Genomic DNA, 25,398 nt, shown 5'->3' on the forward strand with positions numbered 1-25,398 from the left:
CTGATGGAAGGCTTCAGGCTGACTGGCAACAGACCGTACCAATTGATCCAACTGCGCGGATGATAGGTCGGTAGAGGTTAATGGCACAGTCAGTACCTTATGAATATAGGTTCAGCGGATATTAATGCTCCAGTTTTATTGAGGCAATGCTGAAAATCCGGAATTTGTACCACTTGGCGGATTTCTGAATGTTGATCGCCATCGTAGGATGCCCATCGTTTGATTGATCCTGAATAGTCATGAATGGGAGCAAATGATGAAAAAGCAATTGATGGCAGTGGCAGTGACAGGGCTTATGAGCTGGGGTGTGGCGGGTGCATCATCTTTTGATGGAGCTTATGCCGGGGTGTCGTTGGCAAGCTTCAGCATTGACAGTGAGGTTAAGCTGACAGACTTCAGCCAGCCTGAAGATAATGCCACAACCAAAAGCAAGGCAGGAAGTGCAACTGCCTTGGGTTTGCTGGTTGGTTACGGCAGGACGTTCGGTCAGTTTTATCTGGGTGGAGAGTTTCAATATCGTTCAAAGCTGGGTGTTGCTACCGGTAAGGAAGAGAATCATCCTGAGTGGTCGAATTTCGTCAAGGTAAAGACAGAGCTGGGGCAGAGTTATGCGCTTGCCATTATTCCGGGTTACCTGGTGATGGATAATCTTCTGGTTTATGGTCGTCTCACCTACGGTTTGACTGAGGCGGAGTCACAGTGGGAAGGCTCTGATGGGGGTGGTGACTATGCCCGGTACAGCTACGCGGGAGCTTTGCAGACGATGGGGGCTGGACTGGGTGTAGATTATGCTGTTCTGGATCAGTTGCGTATCCGTGCCGAGCTTCAGAGTGTCAGGGCGTCCGGTTTTGATGTGTTGGACGCCTGGGACGCGGCTGGAAATATCGGTCGAAAAGTTGAAACTGACAAAATTGTCGCCACAGGTTTTGAATTAAGCCTGCTCTATCGCTTCTGAAGCCCTGCGTTTGGCATTTACACAATAAAAGAGAAAAAGCAAAAACAAAGCCAGACTTCACGTGAGTCTGGCTTTTTAATTTACCAGGGCATGGAACAGATGTTCGGCGTGATCGATGCACAGGCTCTGCCCTGCGTTCTGCAGTACCTCAAGGGTAATGACGGGATTGTTTGTGATGTAATAACCGGCAATGGCATCTGGTGGAGTGGTGGTATTGAGCTGTCCGGTTAACAGTTGGCAAGGTATCTGGATCTTTGGAATTAAATCTGCCCAGTCACTCATTAGCAATTGCATGTCAAGCTCCAGCCCCAGACCATGTTGGGTGTAGTTGAAGCTGTAAGCACCCAGTACACCCTGGCGGCTGGTATCCTGCTGCAGCACTTTCAGATCTTGTGAGTCAGGTGCAAATACGGCCTGAACCCAGTGTTCAGGACCGAGCTTGCGTTTCTGAACCATGCCAAGCCGGATCAACAATCGGGTGATCCAGATTGCGTTGCGGGCAGACCAGAGCATCATGCGCTGCGATCTGGGAATGCCATCAAGTCGTGTATCTGCTGGAAAGGGGGTTGATGGTGAAACAGCCAGTAGTTTCAGAAAGCGCTCTGGTTGCTGTGTCGCCAGCGCCAGCGCTGGGATGATGCCTGTTTCATGACTGAGCAGGGTGACGGCAGGTAGTTCCAGATGATTGAGCAGTGCAAGACAGTCATCTACCTGGGTCTGCAGCAGATCGCTGTTTCGGGCTGGGGGATGGGTACGTCCATAACCGGGGCGTTCAATGACAAACACATTCAGCCTCGACGCCTGGGCCAGTGCCCGATCCTGTTCAAACTCTCCGGCACCAAAAAAAGGGCCATGCAGCAGCAGTACAGGTTTGCCTCTGGTGTGACCAAAACGACGCCAACCGATTCTGCGGTGCCCTCGTTTAAACTCTCCCAGTTGCAGGGAGTGTCTGGAAAACTGGTCAGGCTGGCCATGCGCTGGCAGCAATTGGCGGGTTCTGCTGGCCACTGAAGCAGCAAGTGCAACGACCTGATTCTGACGATGGGATCCGAGCTTGCTCATGACAGCTTTGATCTGTTGGCGTACAGTTGCTGAAGAGCGTTGGCGTTGTTCACTGATCTGTTCGCTGGTCATGCCTTCAGCCAGGCAGGAAAGAATCATGCGTTCTGATGCAGACAGGCCAAAAACTGCCTGCAGTGCGCGGTCGATGGACTCTGGCCACTTGGACTGGAGTGCTTGTAGCAGGTAAATCTGGTTTTCCTGATGGTAGCTGCCTACCAGAACATTGGTGATGCTGGTTGAATTGATTGGTGTGGTGTACAGCAATGTTGGCCCATCTATCGTAAGCATGCGCTGCTGAAAGGCCTGAAAATCAGCTTCGGTTATGCCTAGCTGTTCGTGGTTGTCACCTGGTTTTGCAGAAAAGGCCTGCTCGGCAGCAGTATTGAGAGCCAGAATGATGCCTGCTTCACTCAGCGCCAACGTGGCCGCTGTTGCATGTTGAGTGAGCTGATGCAGTCGATCATTCAGTCGTGCCTGATGTTCCACTTCACTGAGTAGTAGTGCCAGTGTTAGTGTGCTTTCAGTATCGAGTCCGTGCGGTGTCAGCGTGACTGGTTCCAGATAATCGAGTAGCACCTCGTAGTTTTGGCGGTCATGTATAACGTCGAGAACCAATTGGCGTAATCGAGCACAATCCAGTAGTAGTGTATTGCTGGATGGCTGATCAGTCTGGGTTGGTGCCAGGGCGTCGGTTAGCATGACAGTTCCTTCAGTCAGAGGCCTGCATTTTACCTGTTTTTATCGGGATGTAATATCCTGACAAGGTTTTGTATCAGTGCACCAGCCCTTCCGCCAGGTGGGCCCACTGGATGGGCCATTCATGGGTGGGACGACGCCGGAAGTCGCTGCGCACAAACTGTACGATACGGCCTTCCACGATGGCCAGCAGCATGCTGGCTGCTGCGGTTGCCGGCAAAGCAACCTTGCGCCCTTCACGGATTTCGGTTTCCCGCAGCACTTGTTTGATCTGGGTTTCGATGCGATCAAACACCCGGGTGATGCGGTGTCGTAATTCTTCATCTTCACCGACCAGGGCTTCACCGGTCAGCAGACGGCAAAGCCCGGGGTTGTGTTCTGCAAAAGCCAGCACCAGTGTGAGCAGGTGCTCACAACGCAGCAGGGTGCCGGTCTGTTCTTTCAGGATCAGGTTGATGCGGGTGAACAGGCTTTCCTCGATGAACTCGATCAGTCCTTCGTACATGCTGGCCTTGCTCGGGAAGTGCCGATAAAGGGCGGCCTCGGATACACCGACTTCCCTGGCCAGCATGGCGGTGGTGATGCGGCCCTGGTGCTGGTTTTCCAGCATGTGTGCCAGCGCCTGCAGAATTTCATCGCGGCGCTGGGCAGTTTTTTTGCGTTTTGCGGGCTGCTGCTGTTCTTGCACGTTGGTCTGCCTGTTACCTTCGGTTCTGATGAGTGATCAAGCCAAATGGGTGATTAAGCCAAGTGGGGTGATCAAGAGTGATTGGTGATTAAAGTACCAACACCGGCATTGGTGAAAATTTCCAGCAGGGTCGCGTGGGGCACCCGGCCATCAATGATGTGGGCAGTGTGAACCCCGGCCTTGACTGCTTCCAGTGCACAGTTGATCTTTGGCAGCATGCCGCCATAGATGGTGCCATCTTCAATCAGGGCATCCACCTGTGCTGTGGACAGGCCGGTCAGTACCTGACCCTGCTTGTCCTGCAGGCCTGCAACATTGGTCAACAGGATCAGTTTTTCAGCCTGCAGGGCCTCGGCTACCTTGCCAGCCACCAGGTCGGCATTGATGTTGTAAGACGCACCCTTGGCATCCACCCCGATGGGGGCAATCACTGGAATGAAATCCCGGTTGGCCAGCATTTCGATCAGCTCAACATCCACCGACTCCACTTCACCGACATGGCCGATATCGATGATTTCCGGTGCGGTCATTTCCGGGGTTTTGTGTTTGACCTTGAGTTTTCTGGCTTTGATCAACTGGCCATCTTTGCCGGTTAAACCGATGGCTTTGCCACCGGCCAGATTGATCTGGGTAACAATTTCCTTGTTGACTAGTCCACCCAGCACCATCTGTACCACGTCCATGGTTTCGCTATCGGTCACGCGCATGCCGTTGACAAAGCGGGACTCGATTTTCAGGCGTTCCAGCAGCTCACCGATCTGTGGGCCGCCACCGTGCACCACCACCGGGTTGATGCCGACTTCCTTCAACAGCACGATGTCACGGCAGAAGGAGTCAATCAGGTCGTCTTCGGTCATGGCATTGCCGCCGTACTTGATGACCAGGGTTTTGCCGGAAAACTTCTGGATGTAGGGCAGGGCTTCGGACAGCACTTTAACAGTGGTTTGTGGGCTGTTGGCGGATGAAGTCTGGGTCATGGTATTTACTCGGATCAGGTCAGGGTCAGAAACATTGGTCTGGGTTGTTCGGGTGGTTGCTGCTCAGAAGTCCAGCGCCAGGCTGGCATCCACCTGCTGCAGGGCACTGCGGAAGGTGCTGCTGATGCGCTCCAGAGCTTCTGGAGTGCGGCCTTCAAAACGCAGTACCAGCACCGGGGTGGTGTTGGAGGCGCGGCATAACCCCCAGCCGTCTTCATAGTCCACCCGGATGCCATCCAGGGTGGTTTTCTGTCCGTCACCAAATTGTCCTTCATTGGCAAGGCGTTGCACCAGATCAAATTTGTTTTCGTCGGTAACTGTGACGTTGATTTCCGGTGTGCTCAGGTCTTGCGGGTAACGGCTGAAGAAAGCATCGGCATTCTGCTCCTGGGCAGAAAGAATTTCCAGTAGTCGCGCAGCGGCATAAAGGCCGTCATCAAAGCCCAGCCAACGCTCACTGAAAAAGATGTGACCGCTCATTTCTCCGGCCAGCAGGGCACCGGTTTCTTTCATCCGTGCCTTGATCAGGGAGTGGCCGGTCTGCCACATTTCCGGCTGACCACCGGCGGCGGCAATCACCTTGCCGAGGTTGCCAGTGCACTTCACGTCATAAATGATTTTGGCACCGGGATTGCGACTCAGCAGGTCTTCGGCAAAAGCCATCATCAGGTGATCAGGATAAATCAGGGTGCCGGAGGGAGTAATCACACCGACCCGATCACCGTCACCATCAAAACCCAGACCCAGATCCGCTTCATTGGCCTGTACGCTGGCAATCAGGTCTTTCAGGTTTTCCGGTTTGCCGGGATCGGGATGGTGGTTGGGGAAGGTGCCATCAATTTCGGTGAACAGTGGAATCACTTCGCAGCCCAGTTCCTGCATCAGCCGTGGTGCCAGTTCACCGGCCACACCATTACCGGTGTCCACCACCACTTTTAACGGGCGCTTGAGTTGCACCGATTCAAGGATGGCTTTCAAGTAGTCTTCCCGCACATCCGCGGCTTTTTCAAAACCGACGCCGTATTTGAAGTCGGATGCCTGAATGCGACGGTAAAGATCCGTGATGGCTGCACCGGACAGGGTTTCACCCCCCAGCACACATTTGAAGCCATTGTAGTCCGGTGGGTTATGGCTGCCGGTGACCATGATGCCGGACTGGGTTCCGGCAATCTTTTTGGCTGCATAATAAAGGGTGGGAGTGGGCACCATGCCAATGTCGATCACATCGCGTCCGGTTTCTGTCAGGCCTTTTTTCAAGGCAGTGATCATTTCCGGTCCGGAGACGCGCCCGTCACGTGCGACCACCACGGCTGTTTCACCTCGTGCTGCGGCCTCAGAACCCAGTGCCAGGCCGATCTGGTGGACAATTTCGGGCGTGAGGGTTTTACCAACAATACCACGGATATCGTAAGCACGGAAAATTGAGGCCGGTACGTCAGTCATGCGCGGGTCACTCCATTAAAAGGTCATTTATTTGCTTGTCTGGTCTGGTTCAGTGGCGTCCGGAGCTGCCGAACCCACCGGCACCTCGCTCACTGGCAGCAAAGTCTGTCACCACTTCCAGTTGCACCTGAACCACCGGTACAACAACGTACTGGGCCAGGCGCTCGCCGGGTTCCATGGTGAAAGGTTTCTGGCTGCGGTTCCAGACCGAGATCATCAGTTCACCCTGGTAGTCTGAGTCAATCAGGCCGACGGTGTTACCCAGAATGATGCCGTGTTTGTGGCCCAGGCCGGAGCGGGGCAGGATCACGCCGGCCAGCCCCGGATCAGCCAGATGGATGGCCAGCCCGGTGCGGACTAAATGTGTTTCACCCGGCTGGATCACCAGGGCTTCGTCCAGCAATGCACGCAGATCCATGCCAGCAGAACCCTCGGTGGCATAGGTTGGTAAAGGAAGGCTGTCGCCAAGGCGAGGGTCAAGCAGTTTGACCGCAACTTTCGGGTGATTCATGGCTGTTGTTGTTCCTTGTAAAAAGTCAGTAACTCCAGCAGCAGCTGGCGGGCGAGCTGCTGTTTGCTGTTTTGAGGCAGGGGGCGGATTTCAGTGTGTTCACCCTTGCGCAGCAGTAGGGTGACGCGGTTGTCATCGCTGCCAAAACCGATGCCGGGATCACTGACATCGTTGGCCACAATGGCGTCGAGGTTTTTGCGCAGCAATTTGTCTTGTGCATAACCTTCAACGTTCTGGGTCTCGGCTGCAAAGCCGACACAGAAAGGACGCGGTGAGCCAGTTGCCATCTGCGCCAGAATATCGGGGTTTTTCACCAGGGTCAGGGTCATGGCATCCTGACCGGATTGTTTTTTGATCTTGTGCTCAGCCACCTGCTCAGCACGATAGTCAGCCACGGCGGCGCAGGCGATGAACAGGTCGGTTTGGTTACGCCGGGCTTCACAGGCTTGCAGCATTTCCTCTGCGGTGGTGACCGGGAGGCATTGCACCCCGGCAGGCACAGCCAATTGCACTGGCCCGGAAATCAAATGTACTTCGGCACCCAGTTCTGCTGCTGCCGCTGCCAGTGCATAACCCATCTTGCCGGAGCTGTGATTACTGAGATAACGCACCGGATCCAGGGGTTCACGGGTGGGGCCGGCAGTGATGGTGATACGCAGCCCGGTAGCCGGTTGTACCGTGTTGTTGGTTGCAGTGGCAAAGTGCTGCTCAATCCAGTGCAGCAGGGTTTCCGGTTCCGGCATGCGACCGGGCCCGACATCACCGCAGGCCTGCTCACCGGATTCAGGTGGAATCAGGGTGTAACCCAGTTGAGCCAGCAGGCTGGCATTATGCTGAGTGGCGGGGTGTTGCCACATGCCCTGGTTCATGGCTGGCGCCAGATGCACCGGTGCCGGTGTGGCCAGACACAGGGTGCTCAGCAGGTCGTTAGCCAGGCCACCCGCCAGGCGTGCCATCAGATCAGCACTGGCCGGGGCAATCAGTATCAGGTCAGCCCAGCGGGCCAGTTCGATGTGGCCCATGCCGGCTTCGGCTTCCGGGTCCAGCAGGGTGGTATGAACCGGATGCCCGGTCAGCGCCTGGAATGTCAGGGGTTGTACAAAAGCCTGGGCGCCATCGGTCATCACCACCCGCACTTCTGCTCCTGCCTTGACCAGCAATCGTGCTAAAAAGGCAGTTTTGTAAGCAGCAATTCCACCGCTGACACCCAGCAGCAGACGTTTGTTGGTAAGCCCGGTCATGGTTGGTTCGACCCCCTTGGTTAAAGGACGCTAACCTTATCATGTTTCCTGTTTGTCTGAGAAATACCGGGCCATGAATGCTTTGTTGTTTCCGGTCAGTCCCTGTTACGCCGCAGACAAAAGGCTGATCTGGATCGGCAAATGCTGCTGGGCTGACGGCAGATGAAAGGCAGGGCGGTGGGTGTGGGGTTATCACCGGCTTTTTTACATGGAGGCAGCAACGCATGGGTATCAATCACTGGCCAGAAGATGAGCGCCCGCGGGAGAAACTCTTGCAACGTGGTGCCGCAGCCTTGTCGGATGCCGAGTTACTGGCAATTTTTTTGCGCACCGGTGTCAGCGGCAAGAGTGCCGTTGATCTGGCGCGACACCTGTTGCAGGCGTTTGGTGGGCTGCGTCCTTTATTACAAGCGGATCAAAAAGAGTTCTGTCAGCATCTGGGCCTGGGACAGGCCAAGTTTGCCCAGTTGCAAGCGGTGCTGGAAATGGCTCATCGCCATCTGGAGGCTGAATTGAAAAGGGGCGAAGGCTTGACCAGCCCGGAAGCTGCCGGGCGTTACCTGAAGCTGCAGCTGCGTGATTTACCTCATGAAGTTTTTGCCTTGTTGCTGCTGGATAATCAGCACCGGGTGCTGCATTTTGAAATCCTGTTCCGTGGCACGCTGGATGGCGCATCTGTTTATCCGCGTGAAGTGGTGAAGCTGGTGCTGGCGCACAATGCCGCTGCGGTGATTTTTGCACACAACCACCCTTCCGGCATTGCTGAACCCAGCAAGGCCGATGAGCTGATTACCCGGCGTTTAAAAGAAGCGCTGGCGAGTGTTGATGTAAGGGTATTGGATCATCTGATTATTGGAGATGGAGAACCTGTGTCTTTTGTTGCCCGAGGTCTGCTATAATGCCGCAGCTTTTTTTCCCGGATGGTACGAGCTTGTTTGCAGGCTGCCTTTCTGGTATAAAGGCGCCCTTTCATTTTCCATCACCTGCGCCCTTAGATTGACTGGAGGCATACAATGTCCATGGTTTGCCAGGTTACCGGCAAAAAGCCGCTGACCGGAAACAATGTTTCCCATTCGCAGCGTAAAACGCGTCGTCGTTTTCTGCCGAATCTGCACGTTCACCGTTTCTGGGTTGAGTCCGAGAAGCGTTTTGTAAAACTGCGCGTATCCACCAAGGGTCTGCGCATCATCGACAAGCAAGGTATCGACCAGGTTCTGGCCGATATTGCCAAGCGCGGCGAAAAGGTCTGAGCTTCGGCTTGACCCTACACTGGAGCAGACAACATGCGTGAGAAAATCAAACTGGTATCCAGCGCCGGCACCGGCCACTTCTATACCACGATGAAAAACAAGCGTAACACCCCTGAAAAACTGGAACGCAACAAGTACGATCCGGTCGTTCGCAAGGTTGTTGCGTACAAGGAAGCCAAGATCAAGTAATTGATGGCCTCCTTATACTGAAAAAACCCGGTCTGCGCAGGTGGCCCGGGTTTTTTTATGCCCGTTTTTCATCTGCAGGCGGCATTTAAAAAGAGGTGTGTTGCACATGCCTGAGTTACCCGAAGTCGAAACCACCCGTCGAGGCATAGCGCCCTGGCTGGAAGGGCGTTGCATTGAGCAGTTGCAGGTGCGTCAGCCGCGCCTGCGCTGGCCGGTGCCGACCGATCTGTCGGAGCGCGTGAAAGGACTGTTGATTGCACCTTTACAGCGGCGTGCCAAATACCTGTTGATGCCCTTGTTACAGGCTGATGGGCAGGATGCCGGCTGGGGACTGATCTGGCATCTGGGTATGTCGGGCAGCTTGCGTTTGGTTCCAGCCAGTGAAGCCTGGAAAAAACACGACCACATTGAATTGCAGCTGACTGCTTTGCCGGGTGATGTTGAACCACCGTTGCGCTTGCGTTACCACGATCCACGTCGTTTTGGTGCGCTGCTGGATTATCAGGGGCAGGCGACATCGCATCCCTTGTTGCTGAAGCTGGGGCCGGAGCCGCTGGATGCTGCTTTCACGGCAGAGGGCCTGTATCAAGCCTCCAGAGGCCGCAAGATGCCGGTCAAGTTATTCATCATGGATAATGCTCAGGTGGTGGGTGTGGGTAATATCTATGCCAATGAAGCCTTGTTTAAAGCTGGCATTGACCCGCGTCGCCCTGCCGGGCAAGTCAGTCTGGCGCGGTATCAGAAACTGGCAGTCATTATTCGTGAGGTGCTGGCTGCAGCGATTGCTCAGGGCGGCACAACACTCCGTGACTTTGTCGGTGGTGATGGCCAGCCTGGTTATTTTGCCCAGCAGTTGGACGTTTATGGGCGTGCAGGGCAGGCCTGCAAGACCTGTGGGCGCACCCTGAAAGAGGTGAGGCTGGGACAACGCAGCAGTGTATTCTGCAGCCATTGCCAGCGTTGATGCGACACCGGCCAGGCTTCTGTTAAGATAGCGCGATTCCCATTTTGAACTGAAGGATGGCACTGATGAGTTATATGGCCCTGAAACACCTGCATCTACTGACCATTGTGATCAGCCTGCTGCTGTTTGTGACTCGTGGTGGTTTTGCCCTGCTGGGTGCCCAGTGGATTCACCGTAACTGGATTCGTATTCCTGCTCACCTGAATGACACCCTTTTACTGCTGGCTGCTCTGGGGCTTTGTTATCACCTGGCACAGTGGCCTTTCTACAACTCAGCCTGGCTGACTGCCAAGGTAGTCGGTTTGGTGGCTTATATCCTGCTGGGCACAATTGCCATCAAGCGTGGCAAGTTGTGGGCTTTTGCCTTGTCGCTGGTGATCTTTGTGTACATCGGTTGGGTAGCGGTCAACAAGGTTCCCTTCCCCGGCTTCTGAATGCAGCAATACTGATTTGATAACTCTCTTGTCTGGAAAACAACAATGAAAATCACCTATACCTGGACTCAATCCCAGTTCATCCGCCTGGCACTTTACGACTATGAGCTGGGTCCGCAGCGCCTGCGCAGTAAACTCACCATGGCGCTGGTGATTGTTACGCTGGCTGCCTTGCTGCTGAATAATCTGTATCACCGTAACTTTGAGTTCTCCATCTGGGACCTGGTGCTGGTGGCTGTCGGTCTGTGCTGGTATGCCCTGCGTGGCAGCATCATGGTGCGCATGTTCACCCGCTCCTTCAAGCGCTCCGGCATGGAAGGGCTGGAACTCAACTTTGATGTGAAAGAAGAAGGCATCAACATTCAGGTGACTGATCGCCCACAACAGCAACTGGAATGGGGCCAGATCAAGCGTGTGATTCGCACCCGTGACGGTTTTCTGGTTTATCCGGGTCCCATGTGGTTTCCGGCCGCCAAACTGGAAGATGGTGCGACCACTGAAGAGCTGGCAGCTCTGCTGCAGCGTAAGGTAGAGGATTATCAGGATCAGCGTCAGCATCAACTGAAACTGAAAGACGATTGATTAAAGGTTAAAGCCATGAGTCAGGAATTGCGTTTTTGTGCCACCCACCAGTGGGCGCAGCGGGAAGGTGCCAACCGTGTGCGGGTTGGCATCAGTGAGCATGCTGCTGAAGCTCTGGGTGACATTGTTTATGTTGAATTGCCCGAACCAGGCAAGCAGTTTCATGCCGGTGATGTGATCAGTGGTATTGAATCAGTCAAAACCGCATCAGAAATTCAGTCACCGGTTTCCGGTCACCTGGTGGAGTGCAATCAGGCGCTGGATGCAGCACCGGAACTGCTGAACGATGCACCACTGGAAACCTGGGTGTTTGTGCTGGAGTGTGATCCGGCCGAACTGGACGAAGAGTGGCAGGATCTGATGGATGCACCCACCTACGCCACCCTGCTGGAAACTCTTTAAGCCCCGTTTGCCTGGATATTGCCATGACGCTTGAGCGCCTGCGCCTGAAAAAAAATGCTGACCGTCGCCTGAAAGCAGGTCACCTGTGGATCTACTCCAATGAGGTGGATACTGCTGTCACGCCTTTAAAAGGCCTGCAACCCGGTGAGCAGCGCCTGGTGGAAAGTGCCAGTGGCCAGCCGCTGGGCGTGGCTTATGTTCATCCCAACAATCTGATCTGTGCGCGTCTGATCAGTGAAAAGCCGGATCAGTCTCTGGACCTGGCCTTGCTGAAAACCCGCATCCGTCAGGCACTGACATTGCGCGAAACCTTTTACCAAAAACCCTTTTACCGACTGGTTTACGGTGAAAGTGACCTGTTGCCGGGTTTGATTGTGGATCGTTTTGATGCCGTACTGGTGGTGCAGCTGAATACCGCGGGCATGGATGCATTAAGGGATGAAGTGCTGCTGGCCCTGCGTGAAGTTATCCAGCCACAGGCCATTGTCTGGCGTAACGACGCTGGTGCCCGTCAGCTGGAAGGTCTGGATGCTGAAGTGGGCCTGGCCTGGGGTGAATTGCCGGATCAGGTGCTGGCCGAAGAAAATGGCTGTGTGTTTGATGTGCCGGTGTTGGATGGTCAGAAAACCGGTTGGTTTTATGATCATCAGCCGAACCGGGCAGCTTTGTTGCCGCTGGTGAAAGGCAAAAGGGTGCTGGATGTGTTTTCCTACCGGGGTGCCTGGGGTATGCCGCTGGCCAAAGCCGGTGCCCGTGAGGTGGTGTTCCTGGATGCATCGGCTGCAGCACTGGAAGGGGTGCAATTGAACGCTGCACTGAATGGTGTGGCGGATCGTGTTTCGACCCTTTGTGCGGATGCTTTTGAAGGCTTGCAACAATTGCAACAGGCCGGTGAACAGTTTGATCTGGTGATTCTGGACCCACCCGCTTTCATCAAGCGCAAGAAAGATCAGGGGCCGGGTGAACATGCCTATCAGCGCCTGAACCGGGAAGCCATGAAACTGCTGCCACCGGAAGATGGTTTGTTGCTGTCCGGCTCCTGCTCCATGCACCTGGCGGAAGAGCGCCTGCAAGACCTGGTGCGTATTGCTGCACGACGTCAGCAACAAATGGCACAACTGGTCTGGCGTGGCGGGCAGGGTGCGGATCACCCGGTGCATCCAGCAATTCCAGAAACCCGTTACCTCAAGGCCTTGTTGTTCCGTCTGGTCAGCCAGTAGGATCTTGCGCATGTGGGATTTACCAAACCCTTTTGTGTTCGAGCTGACGGTACAACCTGATGCCATTGACCACTATGGCCATGTCAATAATGCCGAGTACCTGCGCTATATCGAGCAGGTGAGCTGGAAACATTCCAATCATCTGGGTTTGACCCTGGCAGACTACCAGCGGCTGGATCGGGCGATGGTGGTGGTGCGACATGAAATTGATTATCTGGCACCGGCTTTTGAAGGCGAAACGCTGCAGATTGCCACCTGGATTGTTGGATTTGATCAGCGTTTCACCCTGACGCGCCGTTTTCAATTGTTGCGCCCGGCCGATGGCAAGACCCTGATGCGCGGGCGCACCCATTTTGCTTGTGTAGCGCTTTCAACCAGCAAACCCAGGCGCCTGCCTGAAGAATTTGTGACGGTTTATCTGCCTGCTTTAATTCGGGAGAAGGACGTGGTGCAGGGATGAAAGTTTACCTTTATCTCAATCCGCTGCAGTTGGATGTGCTGCGTCATGCGCGCTTACACTTGACTGCTTTGACTGACCTGCCAGACCCCTGGCAGAACAATGCCCGCATGATTCAGCGTCAATCGATCCGCATCAGTGAAGCAGAGTTCCAGAAAGAGCTGGAGCGTCAGTTCAAGGCACTACCTACCCAGTTGAAGGGGTTGATGACCTGGGAAGACTTCAAGATTGAAGCCCAGAAAAAGCGCCCGAAAATTGAAGAGCAGATGAAAAAGGGACGGCAGGGCAAACCCACGGTGCTGCCCAATCCGGAAGCCTATCAAGAGCTGGGTTTGTGCCGCTTTTTCACTCGCGCAGATAATCCGCTGCTGTGGGATAGGTATGCTGACCAGCATCGTGGTGTGGTGTTGGAGCTGGACACCAGCTATCCGGGTTTTAACAGCAAGAAGCAGGTGCTGCGTCCGGTGGTGTATGGTCAGCCACGCCCGCAGGCGGACCATCCGATGAAACCCTTTCCGGCACTGTTTCATCGGGCTGCGGAATATGCCAGCGAAGAAGAAATTCGCCTGATTCGCCCTCTGGCTGAAGCCAAAAACAACAAGCCACTGGCCAATGGCAAGCTGGTGTATTTTTACCCCTTCCCACCGCGTGCGGTCATGTCAGTGACTCTGGGTGTCAATGCAACAGAAGATACCCGTGAACAGGTCAATCGTATTCTCAACTACGACATGAAATACAAACCTGGCCGCCCGCTGCGAGAAATACTGCTCGACCCGGATCAGTTCAAGTTGCATATCCGTGGTACGCTGTAATAAGTCAGACTAACATGGGAAATGACGTGTGTATTAGTCATCAACCAGAGGGTTTGCAGATGACACGCCAGAAGACACTCGATCAGCATACCGCTGAAGCAGTTCAACGCTTTCTGAGTTTGCTCCAGAAACGTTATGATCTTGCCGGTGCCATAGTGTATGGCAGCCGTGCTCGTGGCACTTTTCGACCGGATAGTGATGCCGATCTGGCGGTATTGTTGAATGGTGAGCATCAGCGCTTTTTACCTGTAAAGCTGGATATGGCTGATATTGCTTTTGATGTGCTGCTGGAAACCGGCATTCTCATATCACCGCTACCACTTTGGCTTGATGAGTGGCAGCACCCGGAAACCTACTCCAACCCAGCGTTACTCAAGAATATTGTTCAAGAGGGGATACCCGTTTGAATCGAGATCCCTTATCCATTGACGTCCTGATGGCAAAGGCAGAAACAGCCTGCTCTTCCGCTCGGGTTTTGCTTGAGTTGGGTGATGTAGATGGTGCTTCCAACCGTGCCAATTACGCCATGTTTGATGCAGCGCGAGCCGCTTTGCTGGCATCAGGTGAAGGGGCTGTTGGTCCTGCTGATCCAGGTCGAACGCACAGTGGTCTGATCGGCGGTTTTGGTCTGCATCTGGTCAAAAGCGGGAAGGTGTCCAGAGAGATGGGGCGCCTTTTGAATCGGGCGCATGAAATACGCCAGGTTGCAGACTACAAGGCAGAGTCTGTTGAGCTGGAAGATGCAAGAGAGTTGGTGGATCAAGCTGAAGTATTCGTGGGAAACATGCGGGCGGCGTTTTTACCAGACTCACCCGCGTCATAAGATGAAAGCAGGTTAAGGAGCCGCTGATTAACGTTACGAGCGCAGGTCAGACAAGGCGAAATTGAACGGAAAAGCAGAGTTTACACGAAGTAAATGAGCATTTTGAGGTCAATTTCAACGCAGTATCACCTAGCGTAGTCGTTAATCAGGGTTTCTTAAAGGCGCATTTCAATACCCTGCTCAGCCATGAAGCGCTTGGCTTCCGGCACGGTGTGCTGACCGAAGTGGAAAATACTGGCAGCCAGCACGGCATCAGCTCGGCCCTGTTTGACACCATCGACCAGATGCTGCAGGTTACCGACACCACCTGATGCAATCACCGGCACATGCACGGCATCCGAGATGGCGCGGGTCACACCCAGGTCAAAACCGTTTTTGGTGCCATCCCGGTCCATGCTGGTCAGCAGCAATTCACCGGCACCCAGTTCCACCATTTTCACCGCCCACTGCACGGCATCCAGACCGGTGGCCTTGCGGCCGCCATGGGTGAAAATTTCCCAGCGGTTCACTTCGCCCGGTGCGGAAACCTTCTTGGCATCAATTGCTACCACAATGCACTGGCTGCCAAAACGCTCGGCGGCTTCCTGTACAAATTCCGGGTTGGTTACGGCTGCGGTGTTGATGGACACCTTGTCGGCACCGGCATTCAGCATGCGGCGAATGTCTTCACAGGTGCGGATGCCACCACCCACGGTGAGTGGAATAAACACCTGACCGGCAATTTCTTCCACCATTTCCACGGTGGTGCCGCGATCTTCGTGGCTGGCAGTGATGTCCAGAAAGGTGATTTCATCAGCGCCCTGGTCGTTGTAGCGTTTGGCCACTTCCACCGGGTTGCCGGCATCACGGATGCCGACAAAATTCACGCCTTTCACCACACGACCCTTGTCCACATCCAGACAGGGAATAATGCGTTTAGCCAGTCCCATCTTATTGATCCGCCATGCGCTGGGCTTCAGCCAGATCCAGGGTGCCTTCATAAATGGCACGGCCGGTGATGGCGCCGATGATGCCCTGATCGGCCACTTTCAGCAGTCGTTCAACATCACCCAAGTCGGTCACACCACCGGAAGCAATCACCGGCAGACCACCCTGTTGTGCCAGGTCGACGGTGGCTTCCAGGTTCACACCCTGCATCATGCCATCACGGCTGATATCGGTGTAAACAATGCTGGATACGCCATCATCAGCAAAACGCTTGGCCAGATCGGTGGCCTTGATGGAAGAAACCTCGGCCCAGCCATCAGTGGCCACCAGGCCATCTTTGGCATCCAGACCCACAATGATGTGGCCGGGGAACAGCTTGCACATTTCGGTGACAAACTCGGGCTCTTTCACCGCCTTGGTACCGATGATCACCCACTGCACACCGGCTTGCAGGTAATGCTCAATGGTGGCTGCAGTACGAATGCCACCACCGATCTGGATCGGCAGGCCGGGGTTGGCGCGGGCAATGGCAGTCACTGCATCACCATTCACCGGCTGGCCATCAAAGGCACCGTTCAGGTCCACCAGGTGCAGGCGGCGGCAGCCTTCCTTCACCCAGCGTGCGGCCATTTCAACCGGGTCATTGCCGTAGCTGGTGGAGTCTTCCATGCGGCCCTGTTTCAGGCGCACACACTGACCGTCTTTCAGATCAATCGCGGGGATAATCAGCATTGTTGAGAGGTTCCAGTTTTTGAAAATCAGGGTTTCCAGTTCAGGAAATTTTCCAGCAGTTTCAGGCCGGCAGTGGCACTTTTTTCCGGGTGAAACTGCACTGCGGCAACGTTATCAGCCGCCATGGCAGCATCCAGTTGCACCGGTCCGTAATCACAGCGGGCCAGCACCTGGTCGCGATGGCTGGCCTGAACATAATAACTGTGGACAAAATAAAAGCGCTCAGCATCCGGAATGTCCTGCCATAACGGATGTTGCAGCAGCGGGTGAACCTGGCTCCAGCCCATGTGGGGCACCTTCAGGCGCTCACCACTGGCATCACGCAGGTCGTTGCCGAAAAACTTCACCTGACCGGCAAAATGGCCAAGGCAGGGTACACCGCCATTTTCCTCGCTGGATTCCATCAGCGCCTGAAAACCAACACAGATGCCCAGAAAGGGTTTGCTGCTCAGGCATTCACGGATCACTGGAATCAGGCCGGTCTTGTCCATTTCTGCCATGCAGTCACGGATGGCACCCACACCAGGCAGAATCACCCGTTCAGCCTTGCGGATCAGCTCGGGGTCGGATGAGATGGCAACACGCTGCTGACCGGCAGCAACCTTTTCCAGCGCCTTGTGGGCTGAGTGGAGGTTGCCCATGCCGTAATCAATGATCACAACATCCGGTTGCATCACAGCACTCCCTTGGTGGAAGGCATCTGCCCGGCCATGCGTTCATCAGCGGCCAGTGCCATGCGCAATGCACGACCAAAGGCCTTGAAAATGGTTTCAGCCTGGTGGTGGGCGTTAAAGCCCTTCAGGTTGTCGATGTGCAGGGTCACCATGGCATGGTTCACAAAGCCCTGGAAAAACTCCCAGAACAGCTGAGTGTCCAGGCTGCCGATGTTGGCGCGGGTGAACTCCACATTCATGGACAGGCCGGGGCGGCCGGAAAAGTCGATCACCACGCGTGACAGGGCTTCGTCCAGCGGCACGTAGGCATGGCCGTAACGCACCATGCCTTTTTTGTCACCCACCGCCTGGGCAAAGGCCTGGCCCAGGGTGATGCCCAGATCCTCCACGCTGTGGTGGTCATCAATGTGGCGATCCCCCTTAAGCTCAATCTCCATGTCAATCAGACCGTGGCGAGCAACCTGTTCCAGCATGTGGTCCAGAAAACCGATGCCGGTGTTGCAGACAAACTTTCCGCTGCCGTCCAGGTTGATGCTAACCTGAATCTGCGTCTCCAGGGTGTTGCGGCTGACACTTGCCGTGCGTGCATTCATGGGGTGTTTTTGCCTGTATCAATTCTGCGATTACGAGATTATAACAGTTGAGTCGTGGAAAGGCAGTGCAGCAGTTTTTATGCTTCTTATAGAAATGGTCTAAAATGCAATATCCGGATAACAAAAAAGGAATACTGCCATGCCCGTAGCGCTGATACAGGCGGATGCCACAACCCTTGCAGATCAACCTGCATGGCGGTGTGATCTGGAAAAGATTTATTCCGAGGCTGAACCCATGCGTCGTACGCTGGATGGTGAGCCCATGGATGCCCCCTTGTTCATTGATACGGCTCTGGGGCTGCAAGGTAACTGGTTTGCCGGTGCACTGTTTAATGATCACCTGATCGGTGCCGTATTGGTGAGCATGTCCGATGAGGAATGGCAACTGCGTCATCTGTGTGTGCGTGAAGTCACCCGACGCCGTGGCGTGGGAACACGCTTGATGGCCTTGGTGGCATCCATGGCGCGTGAGCAGGGATTGCGGGTGAGGGTGCCGGATACCGGTTTAACCATGGCTGATCAGAAGCTGGTTTGTCGTCTGGGTTATGTGCCCTGTCCTGAGCGGGGTTTTATTCTTGAGTGATGATGAGTCAGGGGATGCAACGTGGGATTGACGCTGGTGGTTACACAAACTGAAAAGGTCGATCCTGCACGCCTGTGTGAAGACTGCAAATACCGGGATAGCTTGCTGGCAAAGGCTGGTTGCCAGCCGGGTGATGCCTGTATCAGGATTGAAAGTGGTCGCCAGATCGATCGTTTCCTGCAGCGTCATCCCGAGCTGGCTGAGCAGTATCTTGATGATCCTTTCTGGGAGCGGCGTGCCATTGCGGTGCGTTGGTCTCCTGCGCATCGTGCCATTGAAAAGGTTGCTGATGCGGATGAAACCGTACGCCGTTCGGTGGCTACTCGCCTGAAAGGTGAGGATCTGCTGTTGCTGGCAGCTGATCCAGATCGTGAAGTGCGCATCACGGTCGCCAGTCGCCTGCCACCCACCCTGCTGAATCGCCTGTTGCATGATGTTGATTATGCTGTGCGCCTGCAGGTTGCTCGTCGTTTGCCGCCGGGGCAGTTGATGAAGATGGCAAGGGATGAAGACCTGACGGTTCGCAAGGAAGTGGCGCGGCGCTTACCCCCTTTTGCCCTGCGACTGATGGCTGAAGATGAGGAACCTGAAATTCGTCGTACCGTGACATCACGCATGCTGCCGGAAGAAGCCTGTAGCATGTTGAAAGACAGTGACTGGAGTGTGCGGGCAACTGCCGTGTTGCAAGTGCCTTTGGCAGCATTAAAGCCGATGCTGGATGACCCGGAACCGGATGTTGCACAACTGGCCAGGGAGCGCCTGAATGCCGAAAGCAAGGACTGAGCGCAACAAGGGCAAGGGCGGTATCTGGCGGCAGCGTTTAAAGCGTGGTTTGTGGTTGCCGGTGCATTGGTTTAATCGTTTTGTTTATCTGCTGGGCCTGATCACTCTGGTGGTGCTGCTGACCGGTGCCACGCTGGTTGGTGCCTTCTTTTACAGCCTGCCGAATGTTGCCGGGCAATCCTTTGCTGATTTGCAGCAACAAGCCGAACAGCGCGTGCAGCAACGCCTGGAAGTAAAAGATGCCCATTACCGCTGGACACCCCTGCGGGAGATCAATCGTGATTTGATGTATGCGGTGGTGATGGCCGAGGATGCACGCTTTTTTCAGCATCGGGGTCTGGATTATGATGCCCTGCTGGATGCCTTTATCACCAATCTACGGCGCGGCCAGACCAGCTTCGGTGGCAGCACCATCAGCCAGCAGACCGTAAAGAACCTGTTTCTGACGCCGCAGCAGAGTTATTACCGCAAATTGCAGGAAGCGGTGTTAACACGTCGCCTGGAGCAGCATTTTTCCAAAAACCAGATTCTGGAGCTTTATCTGAATCTGGCAGAGTTCGGGCCGGATATTTATGGTGTGGATGCGGCAGCCCGCTATTATTTTGGCAAGGCACCTGTCCGAATCAATGCTGCTGAAGGAGCATGGCTGGCGCTTTTGTTGCCCAGTCCCCGGCGTTACCACTATAGCCTGTTCCAGAATCGCAATGTCACCCCGGCCATGCAGCGCAAATATCGCAATGTCCTGCAGGGCATGCGCCAGGCCAATTACATCTCGCAGACACAGTACAATCGCTACCTGCCGATGATCAATCGCAGTGACTGGCCGGAACGCCGTCCCTGACGGGTGACTTTTGCCTTCCTTCCTTGGATAATGGCAGGTTATTCATTTTCCCTTTGTTGAACCCGAATGCCAGGTCCGTTTCCCTAACATGAAAGCTTTTATCAGCGAGCAACTCAGCCAGATCATCAACCAGCTCAAGGCCAGTGGCCAGTTGCCGGACGATTTCCAGCCCCGCATCCAGATCGACAACACCAAAGACAAGGCGCACGGTGATCTGGCCACCAATCTGGCATTGATGGCCGCCAAACCGGCAGGCAAAAAGCCTCGTGAACTGGCCGAACAGGTTGTCAGTCTGCTGCAGGCTGATGCCGGCTTCATGCAGCAGGTCAGCAAGATGGAAATTGCCGGCCCCGGCTTCATCAACTTTTTCCTGTCGCAGGGCGCACTGACTGCAGTGGTGGGGCAGGTGTTGTCTGAAGGTGCCCGTTTTGGTCAGAGTGATACCGGTCAGGGTGAAAAGGTGCAGGTGGAGTTTGTATCTGCCAACCCGACTGGCCCCCTGCACATCGGTCATGGTCGCGGTGCCGCTGTGGGTGATTGCCTCTGCCGTCTGCTGCAGGCCACCGGCTGGGATGTGACCCGCGAATTTTATTACAACGATGCCGGTGCCCAGATCAACAATCTGGCCCTTTCGGTGCAGGCACGTGCCCGTGGTCTGGGGCCGGAAGATCCCAGCTGGCCAGAAGACGGTTATCGGGGTGATTACATCCAGGAGGTGGCCCGTTCCTACATGGCCGGTGACACAGTGGTTGCAGATGACCAGCAGGTTAAGGGTGAAGCTGACCCTGAGAACACTGATGCCATCCGCCGTTTTGCCGTGGCATTTTTACGCCGCGAGCAGGATCTGGATTTAAAAGCCTTTGGTGTGGCGTTTGATGTGTACTTCCTGGAGTCTTCCCTTTACAGCGAGGGGCGGGTGGAGGCAGCAGTAGAGCAACTGATTGCCAATGGTTACACCTATGAAGAAGGGGGCGCCCTGTGGTTGCGCACCACCGATTTTGGTGATGATAAAGACCGGGTCATGCGCAAGACCGATGGCGGTTACACCTATTTTGTACCGGATGTGGCCTACCATCTGAACAAATGGCAGCGTGGCTTTAAAAAGGTCATCAACGAACAGGGTGCGGACCACCACTCCACCATCACGCGTGTTCGCGCTGGTCTGCAGGCGCTGAAGGTGGATATTCCTGAAGGCTGGCCGGATTATGTCTTGCACCAGATGGTGACGGTGATGCGTGGCGGCGAGGAAGTGAAAATCTCCAAGCGGGCCGGCAGTTATGTCACCCTGCGCGATCTGATTGATGAAGTGGGTTGTGATGCCACCCGTTATTTCCTGGCGGCACGTGCCCCCACTTCACAGCTGACCTTTGACATTGATCTGGCTCGCTCCCAGACCAATGACAACCCGGTGTATTACATTCAATACGCCCATGCCCGCCTGTGCAGTGTGGCGCGTCAGGCGGAAGAAAAAGGTTATGGCTGGAATGCTGAAGCGGCTCAGGCTTGCCTGGATCAACTGAATACCGATCAGGAGCAGGCGGTGCTGAATCTGCTGGCGCGTTTCCCGGAAGTGGTTGCCACTGCAGCGCGTGAACTTGAGCCGCACCAGATTGCCCAATACCTGCGAGATCTGGCTGCAGCCATGCACTCCTGGTATAACGCCCATCAGTTCCTGGTGGACGATGAAGCGGTGAGAACCGCTCGCCTGGCATTGGCGGCAGCAACCCGTCAGGTACTGGCCAACGGCCTGGACCTGCTGGGTGTCAGCGCACCCGAATCCATGTAAGCAAGTTGCCTCAGGGCAGGAGAGATCATCATGGCGCGCGATTTTGCCAGTCGTCAGCTTAAAAGGAATCAGCCGGACGCCGCCGCGGAAACCATGCGTTCACGCGGTGCGGTGCCCAAAGCTACGGAAGAGGTTGCTCCCACGGCCAGTGACCTCTGGAGTCGCCTGCCGGGCTGGGGGTGGCTGGCAGTGGGTCTGGTGGCAGGTTTTCTGGTTGCCCAGTTAACCCGACCTTCGGCACCCACACCACTGGAAGCCCGGCCACCGGTGACCGAAAAAAATGCCACGGTGGTCAGTAGCCCTGCTAGCACTGCGCAGCCAGCAGCATCAGCAGAACGGCCGCCACAGCCGCGCTTTGATTTTTATACCCTGCTGCCGGAAACCGAAGTGATAGCCCCCAAGGTTGAGGCTTATCAGTCCACGCCACGTGAAGCAGAAGACCTGCCACGATTCATGTTGCAGGTCGGCTCTTTCCGGGCACGCAGTGATGCTGCACGCCTGGAAGAGCGACTGAAAACGCTTGGTTTTGATCGTATCCGGGTCAACCCGGTGGAAACGGCCAGTGGTGATGTCTGGCACCGGGTACAAGTCGGCCCTTACCAGGATCGCCGCCTGCTGGCCCGTGCCCAGGATGACCTGGCCAGGGCTGGACTCGAATTCATGCTGTTGCGCCTGCGTGATGAACCCACAGCACAACCAACAACTGCAGCACCAGAATAATTAAGGAGCACAGATGACCACTATTGTGTGTGTGCGTCGTGATAACGAAGTCGTCCTGGGTGGCGATGGCCAGGTCTCGCTGGGTAATACCGTGATGAAAGGCAATGCCCGCAAGGTACGCCGCTTGTATCATGACCGCATTCTGGCCGGTTTTGCCGGTGGTACAGCAGATGCCTTCACCCTGTTTGAGCGTTTTGAATCCCAGTTGGAAAAGCATCATGGCCAACTGGTGCGGGCTGCCGTGGAAATGGCCAAAGACTGGCGTACCGACCGTGCACTGCGCCGTCTGGAAGCCATGCTGGTGGTGGCTGATGAAACTGCCACCCTGTGCATCAGCGGCACCGGTGATGTGGTGGAACCGGAACATGGCGTACTGGCCATCGGCTCCGGTGGAAACTATGCCTTGGCTGCCGCTCGTGCCCTGCTGGAAAACACCGAACTGTCTGCCTATGAAATTGTGGAAAAAAGCCTGCAGCTGGCAGGGGATATCTGTGTCTTCACCAACCATCAGATGACCATTGAAGGCCTGAAAAAATGAGCAGTATGACGCCCAGAGAAATAGTGAGTGAACTGGATCGCTTCATTGTCGGTCAGGCAGATGCCAAGCGTGCGGTGGCGGTGGCCTTGCGTAACCGCTGGCGGCGCATGCAACTGGACCCTGACTTGCGTGCTGAAGTCACGCCAAAGAACATTCTGATGATTGGTCCGACCGGGGTGGGTAAAACAGAAATTGCCCGCCGCCTGGCCAAGCTGGCCCGTGCACCCTTCATCAAGGTGGAAGCCACCAAGTTCACTGAAGTGGGTTATGTCGGACGGGATGTGGAAACCATCATTCGTGACCTGATGGAGTCTGCCGTGAAAATGCTGCGTGAAGAGGCGATGAAAAAGAATCGCCACCGCGCTGAGGATGCAGCCGAAGAACGCATTCTGGATGCCTTGTTGCCACCGGCGCGTGATATTGAAAGCCGCGAAGCCGGGCATGAATCCTCCACTCGCCAGATCTTCCGCAAGAAGCTGCGGGAAGGCCAACTGGATGATAAGGACATCGAAATTGAAGTGGCTGGCCCGCAGATAGGTGTGGAAATCATGACCCCGCCGGGCATGGAAGAAATGACCCAGCAATTGCAGAGCCTGTTCTCCAACCTCAGCCAGGACAAGCGCCGCACTCGCAAATTAAAAATTCGTGATGCCATGCGCCTGGTCCGTGATGAAGAAGCGGCACGGTTGGTTAATGAAGATGAAATCAAGCGTGAAGCCGTGGATCTGGTGGAACAGAACGGCATCGTGTTTCTGGATGAGCTGGACAAGGTTTGCAAACGCGGCGAAAACGTGGGTGGTGCGGATGTGTCGCGTGAAGGTGTGCAGCGTGACCTTTTGCCACTGATTGAAGGCTGCACGGTGACCACCAAATACGGCATGATCAAGACCGATCACATCCTGTTTATTGCCTCCGGTGCGTTTCATCTGGCCAAGCCTTCCGATCTGATTCCCGAGTTGCAAGGGCGTCTGCCGATCCGGGTGGAGTTGAAGGCCCTGACACCGGAAGACTTCCGACGCATCCTGACCGAACCCGATGCTTCCTTGACGCGTCAGGCTATTGCACTGCTGGCCACTGAAGGCGTGGAACTGAGCTTCACTGATGATGGCATTGAGCGTCTGGCTCAGATTGCCTTTGAAGTGAACGAGAATACTGACAACATTGGTGCCCGCCGTTTGCATACGGTGATTGAGCGCTTGCTGGAAGATGCCAGTTTTGATGCGGATCGCCTGGGTGGCAAGCTGGTGGTGGATGCGGCTTATGTCAATCAGCAGCTCGGTGCGCTGGTCAAGGATCAGGATCTGTCGCGCTATATTCTTTGATGCAGGAAACCCTTATGTTGCAACCGACTGACCAGCGTGCACCTCAGCCGAATCGGGTGCACTACAGTAAAACCCGTCATTGCCTGGAGCTGGGTTATGCCGATGGCCAGGCGCTGGAGCTCCCAGCAGAACTGTTGCGGGTGTTGTCTCCCTCTGCTGAAGTGCAGGGGCATGGCAACCCAAAACTGCAGTTTGGCAAAAAAGACGTGAAAATCTGGAAAATCGAGCCGGTTGGTCGTTATGCACTGAAAATCAGTTTTGATGATGGCCACGACTCAGGGCTTTTTACCTGGGATTACCTCTGGCACCTGGGGCAGCATCGTGAGCAGCTCTGGCAGGATTACCTGAACCAACTGGCTGCTGCTGGTGAAAGCCGTGAACCCCGACTCATTCCCTTGTTTACCGATGCAGGAAAAACCTCATGACCCAGGAAAAACAGAACACCACCCATTTTGGTTACCAGCAGGTGCCGGTGGATGAAAAGGTCAAGCGGGTGGCCGGGGTCTTTGACTCGGTAGCCAGTAAATACGATCTGATGAACGACCTGATGTCCATGGGAGTGCACCGCCTGTGGAAAAAATTCACCATTGAGTTGTCCGGTGTGCGCAAGGGGCATCAGGTGCTGGATATTGCCGGTGGCACGGGCGATCTCACCATGCAGTTTTCCCGCCTGGTGGGTGAGGAAGGGCAGGTGATACTGGCAGACATCAACGCCTCGATGTTGAAAGTGGGCCGGGATCGACTGCTGGATCGGGGTTATGGTGGCAATATCCGTTTTGTGCAGGCCAATGCTGAGTGCCTGCCGTTTCCAGACAATCATTTTGATGTGGTCACCATTGCCTTTGGGCTGCGTAATGTCACGGACAAGGACAAGGCACTGCGCGACATGACCCGAATCCTCAAGCCGGGTGGTCGCCTGCTGGTGCTGGAGTTCTCCAAACCCACCAATCCGTTGATGACCAAGGCCTATGATCTTTATTCCTTCACCGCTCTGCCTTTAATGGGCAAACTCTTTGCCGGTGACAGCGACTCTTACCGTTACCTGGCTGAGTCGATCCGCATGCACCCGGATCAGGATACCCTGAAGGGCATGATGGAAGCGGCCGGGCTCAGTGAAGTGGAGTACCACAACATGACCTCCGGTGTGGTTGCCCTGCACCGTGGCATCAAGCTGTAATTCCGGAGCCTAGAGA

32 protein-coding genes are annotated in these 25,398 nt (G+C 55.1%); 22 read left to right on the forward strand and 10 right to left on the reverse strand.

Translation table 11 applies throughout. The annotated features are described in order from the left end of the window. Window positions 1-256: 256 nt before the first annotated feature. Entirely contained in the window at window positions 257-955 is a 699-nt protein-coding gene (locus BT114_RS06495) for an outer membrane protein (protein ID WP_177247054.1), read from the forward strand. Between the two features lie 75 nt (window positions 956-1,030). Here BT114_RS06495 and BT114_RS06500 read toward each other — a convergent pair whose 3' ends face one another. The 6 genes from BT114_RS06500 to coaBC all read right to left on the reverse strand — a co-directional run bounded on the left by BT114_RS06500 (window position 1,031) and on the right by coaBC (window position 7,573). After that, window positions 1,031-2,716 (reverse strand): alpha/beta fold hydrolase, encoded by a 1,686-nt coding sequence (locus BT114_RS06500; protein WP_072325535.1) that lies wholly within the window; start codon window positions 2,714-2,716, stop codon window positions 1,031-1,033. Window positions 2,717-2,789: 73 nt separating this feature from the next. After that, window positions 2,790-3,401 (reverse strand): nucleoid occlusion factor SlmA, encoded by a 612-nt coding sequence (gene slmA, locus BT114_RS06505; RefSeq protein WP_072325536.1) that lies wholly within the window; start codon window positions 3,399-3,401, stop codon window positions 2,790-2,792. A gap of 71 nt (window positions 3,402-3,472) precedes the next feature. Further along, a complete protein-coding gene (gene argB, locus BT114_RS06510) occupies window positions 3,473-4,378 on the reverse strand; it encodes an acetylglutamate kinase (RefSeq protein ID WP_072325537.1) in 906 nt (301 codons plus the stop codon). A 63-nt stretch (window positions 4,379-4,441) separates the two neighbouring features. Further along, entirely contained in the window at window positions 4,442-5,821 is a 1,380-nt protein-coding gene (locus tag BT114_RS06515) for a phosphomannomutase/phosphoglucomutase (RefSeq protein WP_072325538.1), read from the reverse strand. Window positions 5,822-5,870: 49 nt separating this feature from the next. Then, window positions 5,871-6,332: a dUTP diphosphatase gene (gene dut, locus BT114_RS06520; RefSeq protein WP_072325539.1), complete on the reverse strand. Its 462-nt coding sequence runs from the start codon at window positions 6,330-6,332 to the stop codon at window positions 5,871-5,873. Then, on the reverse strand, window positions 6,329-7,573 hold the full coding sequence (gene coaBC / locus BT114_RS06525) for a bifunctional phosphopantothenoylcysteine decarboxylase/phosphopantothenate--cysteine ligase CoaBC (protein ID WP_072325540.1): 1,245 nt from the start codon (window positions 7,571-7,573) through the stop codon (window positions 6,329-6,331). The genes dut and coaBC overlap by 4 nt, the downstream gene beginning before the upstream one ends. A 224-nt stretch (window positions 7,574-7,797) precedes the next feature. Here coaBC and radC point away from each other — a divergent pair, with 224 nt between their 5' ends. The 12 genes from radC to BT114_RS06585 all read left to right on the forward strand — a co-directional run bounded on the left by radC (window position 7,798) and on the right by BT114_RS06585 (window position 14,706). Continuing rightward, window positions 7,798-8,472, forward strand: coding sequence for a RadC family protein (gene radC, locus BT114_RS06530; protein ID WP_072325541.1), 675 nt, complete (start codon window positions 7,798-7,800; stop codon window positions 8,470-8,472). A 114-nt stretch (window positions 8,473-8,586) separates the two neighbouring features. Continuing rightward, a complete protein-coding gene (gene rpmB, locus BT114_RS06535; protein WP_072325542.1) occupies window positions 8,587-8,823 on the forward strand; it encodes a 50S ribosomal protein L28 in 237 nt (78 codons plus the stop codon). 33 nt (window positions 8,824-8,856) lie between these two features. After that, on the forward strand, window positions 8,857-9,012 hold the full coding sequence (gene rpmG / locus BT114_RS06540) for a 50S ribosomal protein L33 (RefSeq protein WP_072325543.1): 156 nt from the start codon (window positions 8,857-8,859) through the stop codon (window positions 9,010-9,012). A gap of 106 nt (window positions 9,013-9,118) precedes the next feature. Beyond that, window positions 9,119-9,976, forward strand: a complete 858-nt coding sequence (gene mutM / locus BT114_RS06545) for a bifunctional DNA-formamidopyrimidine glycosylase/DNA-(apurinic or apyrimidinic site) lyase (RefSeq protein WP_072325544.1) — start codon at window positions 9,119-9,121, stop codon at window positions 9,974-9,976. 65 nt (window positions 9,977-10,041) lie between these two features. Beyond that, complete coding sequence (locus BT114_RS06550) at window positions 10,042-10,410, forward strand: SirB2 family protein (RefSeq protein ID WP_072325545.1); 369 nt, start codon at window positions 10,042-10,044, stop codon at window positions 10,408-10,410. Window positions 10,411-10,455: 45 nt separating this feature from the next. Next, window positions 10,456-10,992 carry a hypothetical protein gene (locus BT114_RS06555; RefSeq protein WP_072325546.1) on the forward strand — a complete coding sequence of 179 codons (537 nt, stop codon included), beginning with the start codon at window positions 10,456-10,458 and terminating at the stop codon, window positions 10,990-10,992. Window positions 10,993-11,007: 15 nt separating this feature from the next. Continuing rightward, window positions 11,008-11,394, forward strand: coding sequence for a glycine cleavage system protein GcvH (gene gcvH / locus BT114_RS06560; protein WP_072325547.1), 387 nt, complete (start codon window positions 11,008-11,010; stop codon window positions 11,392-11,394). 23 nt (window positions 11,395-11,417) lie between these two features. Next, window positions 11,418-12,614, forward strand: a complete 1,197-nt coding sequence (locus tag BT114_RS06565; protein WP_072325548.1) for a class I SAM-dependent rRNA methyltransferase — start codon at window positions 11,418-11,420, stop codon at window positions 12,612-12,614. Window positions 12,615-12,624: 10 nt separating this feature from the next. Next, window positions 12,625-13,074: an acyl-CoA thioesterase gene (locus BT114_RS06570; protein WP_072325549.1), complete on the forward strand. Its 450-nt coding sequence runs from the start codon at window positions 12,625-12,627 to the stop codon at window positions 13,072-13,074. Beyond that, entirely contained in the window at window positions 13,071-13,883 is an 813-nt protein-coding gene (locus tag BT114_RS06575; protein WP_072325550.1) for a DUF2971 domain-containing protein, read from the forward strand. Before BT114_RS06570 ends, BT114_RS06575 begins: the two co-directional genes overlap by 4 nt. Window positions 13,884-13,942: 59 nt before the next feature. Continuing rightward, window positions 13,943-14,290, forward strand: coding sequence for a nucleotidyltransferase domain-containing protein (locus tag BT114_RS06580; protein ID WP_072325551.1), 348 nt, complete (start codon window positions 13,943-13,945; stop codon window positions 14,288-14,290). Between the two features lie 29 nt (window positions 14,291-14,319). Continuing rightward, window positions 14,320-14,706 (forward strand): HEPN domain-containing protein, encoded by a 387-nt coding sequence (locus BT114_RS06585; protein ID WP_072325614.1) that lies wholly within the window; start codon window positions 14,320-14,322, stop codon window positions 14,704-14,706. 155 nt (window positions 14,707-14,861) lie between these two features. Here the strand turns inward: BT114_RS06585 and hisF are convergent, their stop codons facing one another. From hisF to hisB, 4 genes are read right to left on the reverse strand one after another with little or no spacing between them, the layout of a single operon-like run. Continuing rightward, complete coding sequence (gene hisF / locus BT114_RS06590) at window positions 14,862-15,635, reverse strand: imidazole glycerol phosphate synthase subunit HisF (protein ID WP_072325552.1); 774 nt, start codon at window positions 15,633-15,635, stop codon at window positions 14,862-14,864. A 1-nt stretch (window position 15,636) separates the two neighbouring features. Beyond that, the gene (hisA, locus tag BT114_RS06595; RefSeq protein ID WP_072325553.1) at window positions 15,637-16,365 is read right to left on the reverse strand and encodes a 1-(5-phosphoribosyl)-5-[(5-phosphoribosylamino)methylideneamino]imidazole-4-carboxamide isomerase; all 729 of its coding nucleotides are present in this window, start codon (window positions 16,363-16,365) and stop codon (window positions 15,637-15,639) included. Between the two features lie 26 nt (window positions 16,366-16,391). Then, the gene (hisH, locus tag BT114_RS06600) at window positions 16,392-17,039 is read right to left on the reverse strand and encodes an imidazole glycerol phosphate synthase subunit HisH (protein WP_072325554.1); all 648 of its coding nucleotides are present in this window, start codon (window positions 17,037-17,039) and stop codon (window positions 16,392-16,394) included. Next, window positions 17,039-17,632: an imidazoleglycerol-phosphate dehydratase HisB gene (gene hisB / locus BT114_RS06605; RefSeq protein WP_072325555.1), complete on the reverse strand. Its 594-nt coding sequence runs from the start codon at window positions 17,630-17,632 to the stop codon at window positions 17,039-17,041. Before hisB ends, hisH begins: the two co-directional genes overlap by 1 nt. Before the next feature lie 139 nt (window positions 17,633-17,771). Between hisB and BT114_RS06610 the strand changes: the two genes are divergently transcribed. The 9 genes from BT114_RS06610 (at window position 17,772) to ubiE (ending at window position 25,382) form a co-directional block, all read left to right on the forward strand. Further along, complete coding sequence (locus tag BT114_RS06610) at window positions 17,772-18,215, forward strand: acetyl-CoA sensor PanZ family protein (protein WP_072325556.1); 444 nt, start codon at window positions 17,772-17,774, stop codon at window positions 18,213-18,215. Between the two features lie 21 nt (window positions 18,216-18,236). Further along, complete coding sequence (locus BT114_RS06615) at window positions 18,237-18,998, forward strand: 4Fe4S-binding leucine-rich repeat protein (protein WP_218163466.1); 762 nt, start codon at window positions 18,237-18,239, stop codon at window positions 18,996-18,998. Continuing rightward, window positions 18,979-19,839 (forward strand): monofunctional biosynthetic peptidoglycan transglycosylase, encoded by an 861-nt coding sequence (gene mtgA, locus BT114_RS06620; protein WP_072325557.1) that lies wholly within the window; start codon window positions 18,979-18,981, stop codon window positions 19,837-19,839. The genes BT114_RS06615 and mtgA overlap by 20 nt, the downstream gene beginning before the upstream one ends. Window positions 19,840-19,927: 88 nt before the next feature. Beyond that, entirely contained in the window at window positions 19,928-21,625 is a 1,698-nt protein-coding gene (gene argS, locus BT114_RS06625; protein WP_072325558.1) for an arginine--tRNA ligase, read from the forward strand. A gap of 30 nt (window positions 21,626-21,655) precedes the next feature. Continuing rightward, a complete protein-coding gene (locus BT114_RS06630) occupies window positions 21,656-22,345 on the forward strand; it encodes an SPOR domain-containing protein (RefSeq protein WP_072325559.1) in 690 nt (229 codons plus the stop codon). Window positions 22,346-22,358: 13 nt separating this feature from the next. Beyond that, window positions 22,359-22,883 (forward strand): ATP-dependent protease subunit HslV, encoded by a 525-nt coding sequence (gene hslV, locus BT114_RS06635; RefSeq protein WP_072325560.1) that lies wholly within the window; start codon window positions 22,359-22,361, stop codon window positions 22,881-22,883. Further along, window positions 22,880-24,205: an ATP-dependent protease ATPase subunit HslU gene (gene hslU / locus BT114_RS06640; protein WP_072325561.1), complete on the forward strand. Its 1,326-nt coding sequence runs from the start codon at window positions 22,880-22,882 to the stop codon at window positions 24,203-24,205. The genes hslV and hslU overlap by 4 nt, the downstream gene beginning before the upstream one ends. A gap of 14 nt (window positions 24,206-24,219) precedes the next feature. Further along, window positions 24,220-24,630, forward strand: coding sequence for a gamma-butyrobetaine hydroxylase family protein (locus BT114_RS06645; RefSeq protein ID WP_072325616.1), 411 nt, complete (start codon window positions 24,220-24,222; stop codon window positions 24,628-24,630). Continuing rightward, a complete protein-coding gene (gene ubiE, locus BT114_RS06650; protein ID WP_072325562.1) occupies window positions 24,627-25,382 on the forward strand; it encodes a bifunctional demethylmenaquinone methyltransferase/2-methoxy-6-polyprenyl-1,4-benzoquinol methylase UbiE in 756 nt (251 codons plus the stop codon). Before BT114_RS06645 ends, ubiE begins: the two co-directional genes overlap by 4 nt. The last annotated feature ends 16 nt before the right edge of the window (window positions 25,383-25,398 follow it).

The organism is Marinospirillum alkaliphilum DSM 21637 (genome assembly GCF_900119735.1).
Taxonomy (GTDB): domain Bacteria; phylum Pseudomonadota; class Gammaproteobacteria; order Pseudomonadales; family Halomonadaceae; genus Marinospirillum; species Marinospirillum alkaliphilum.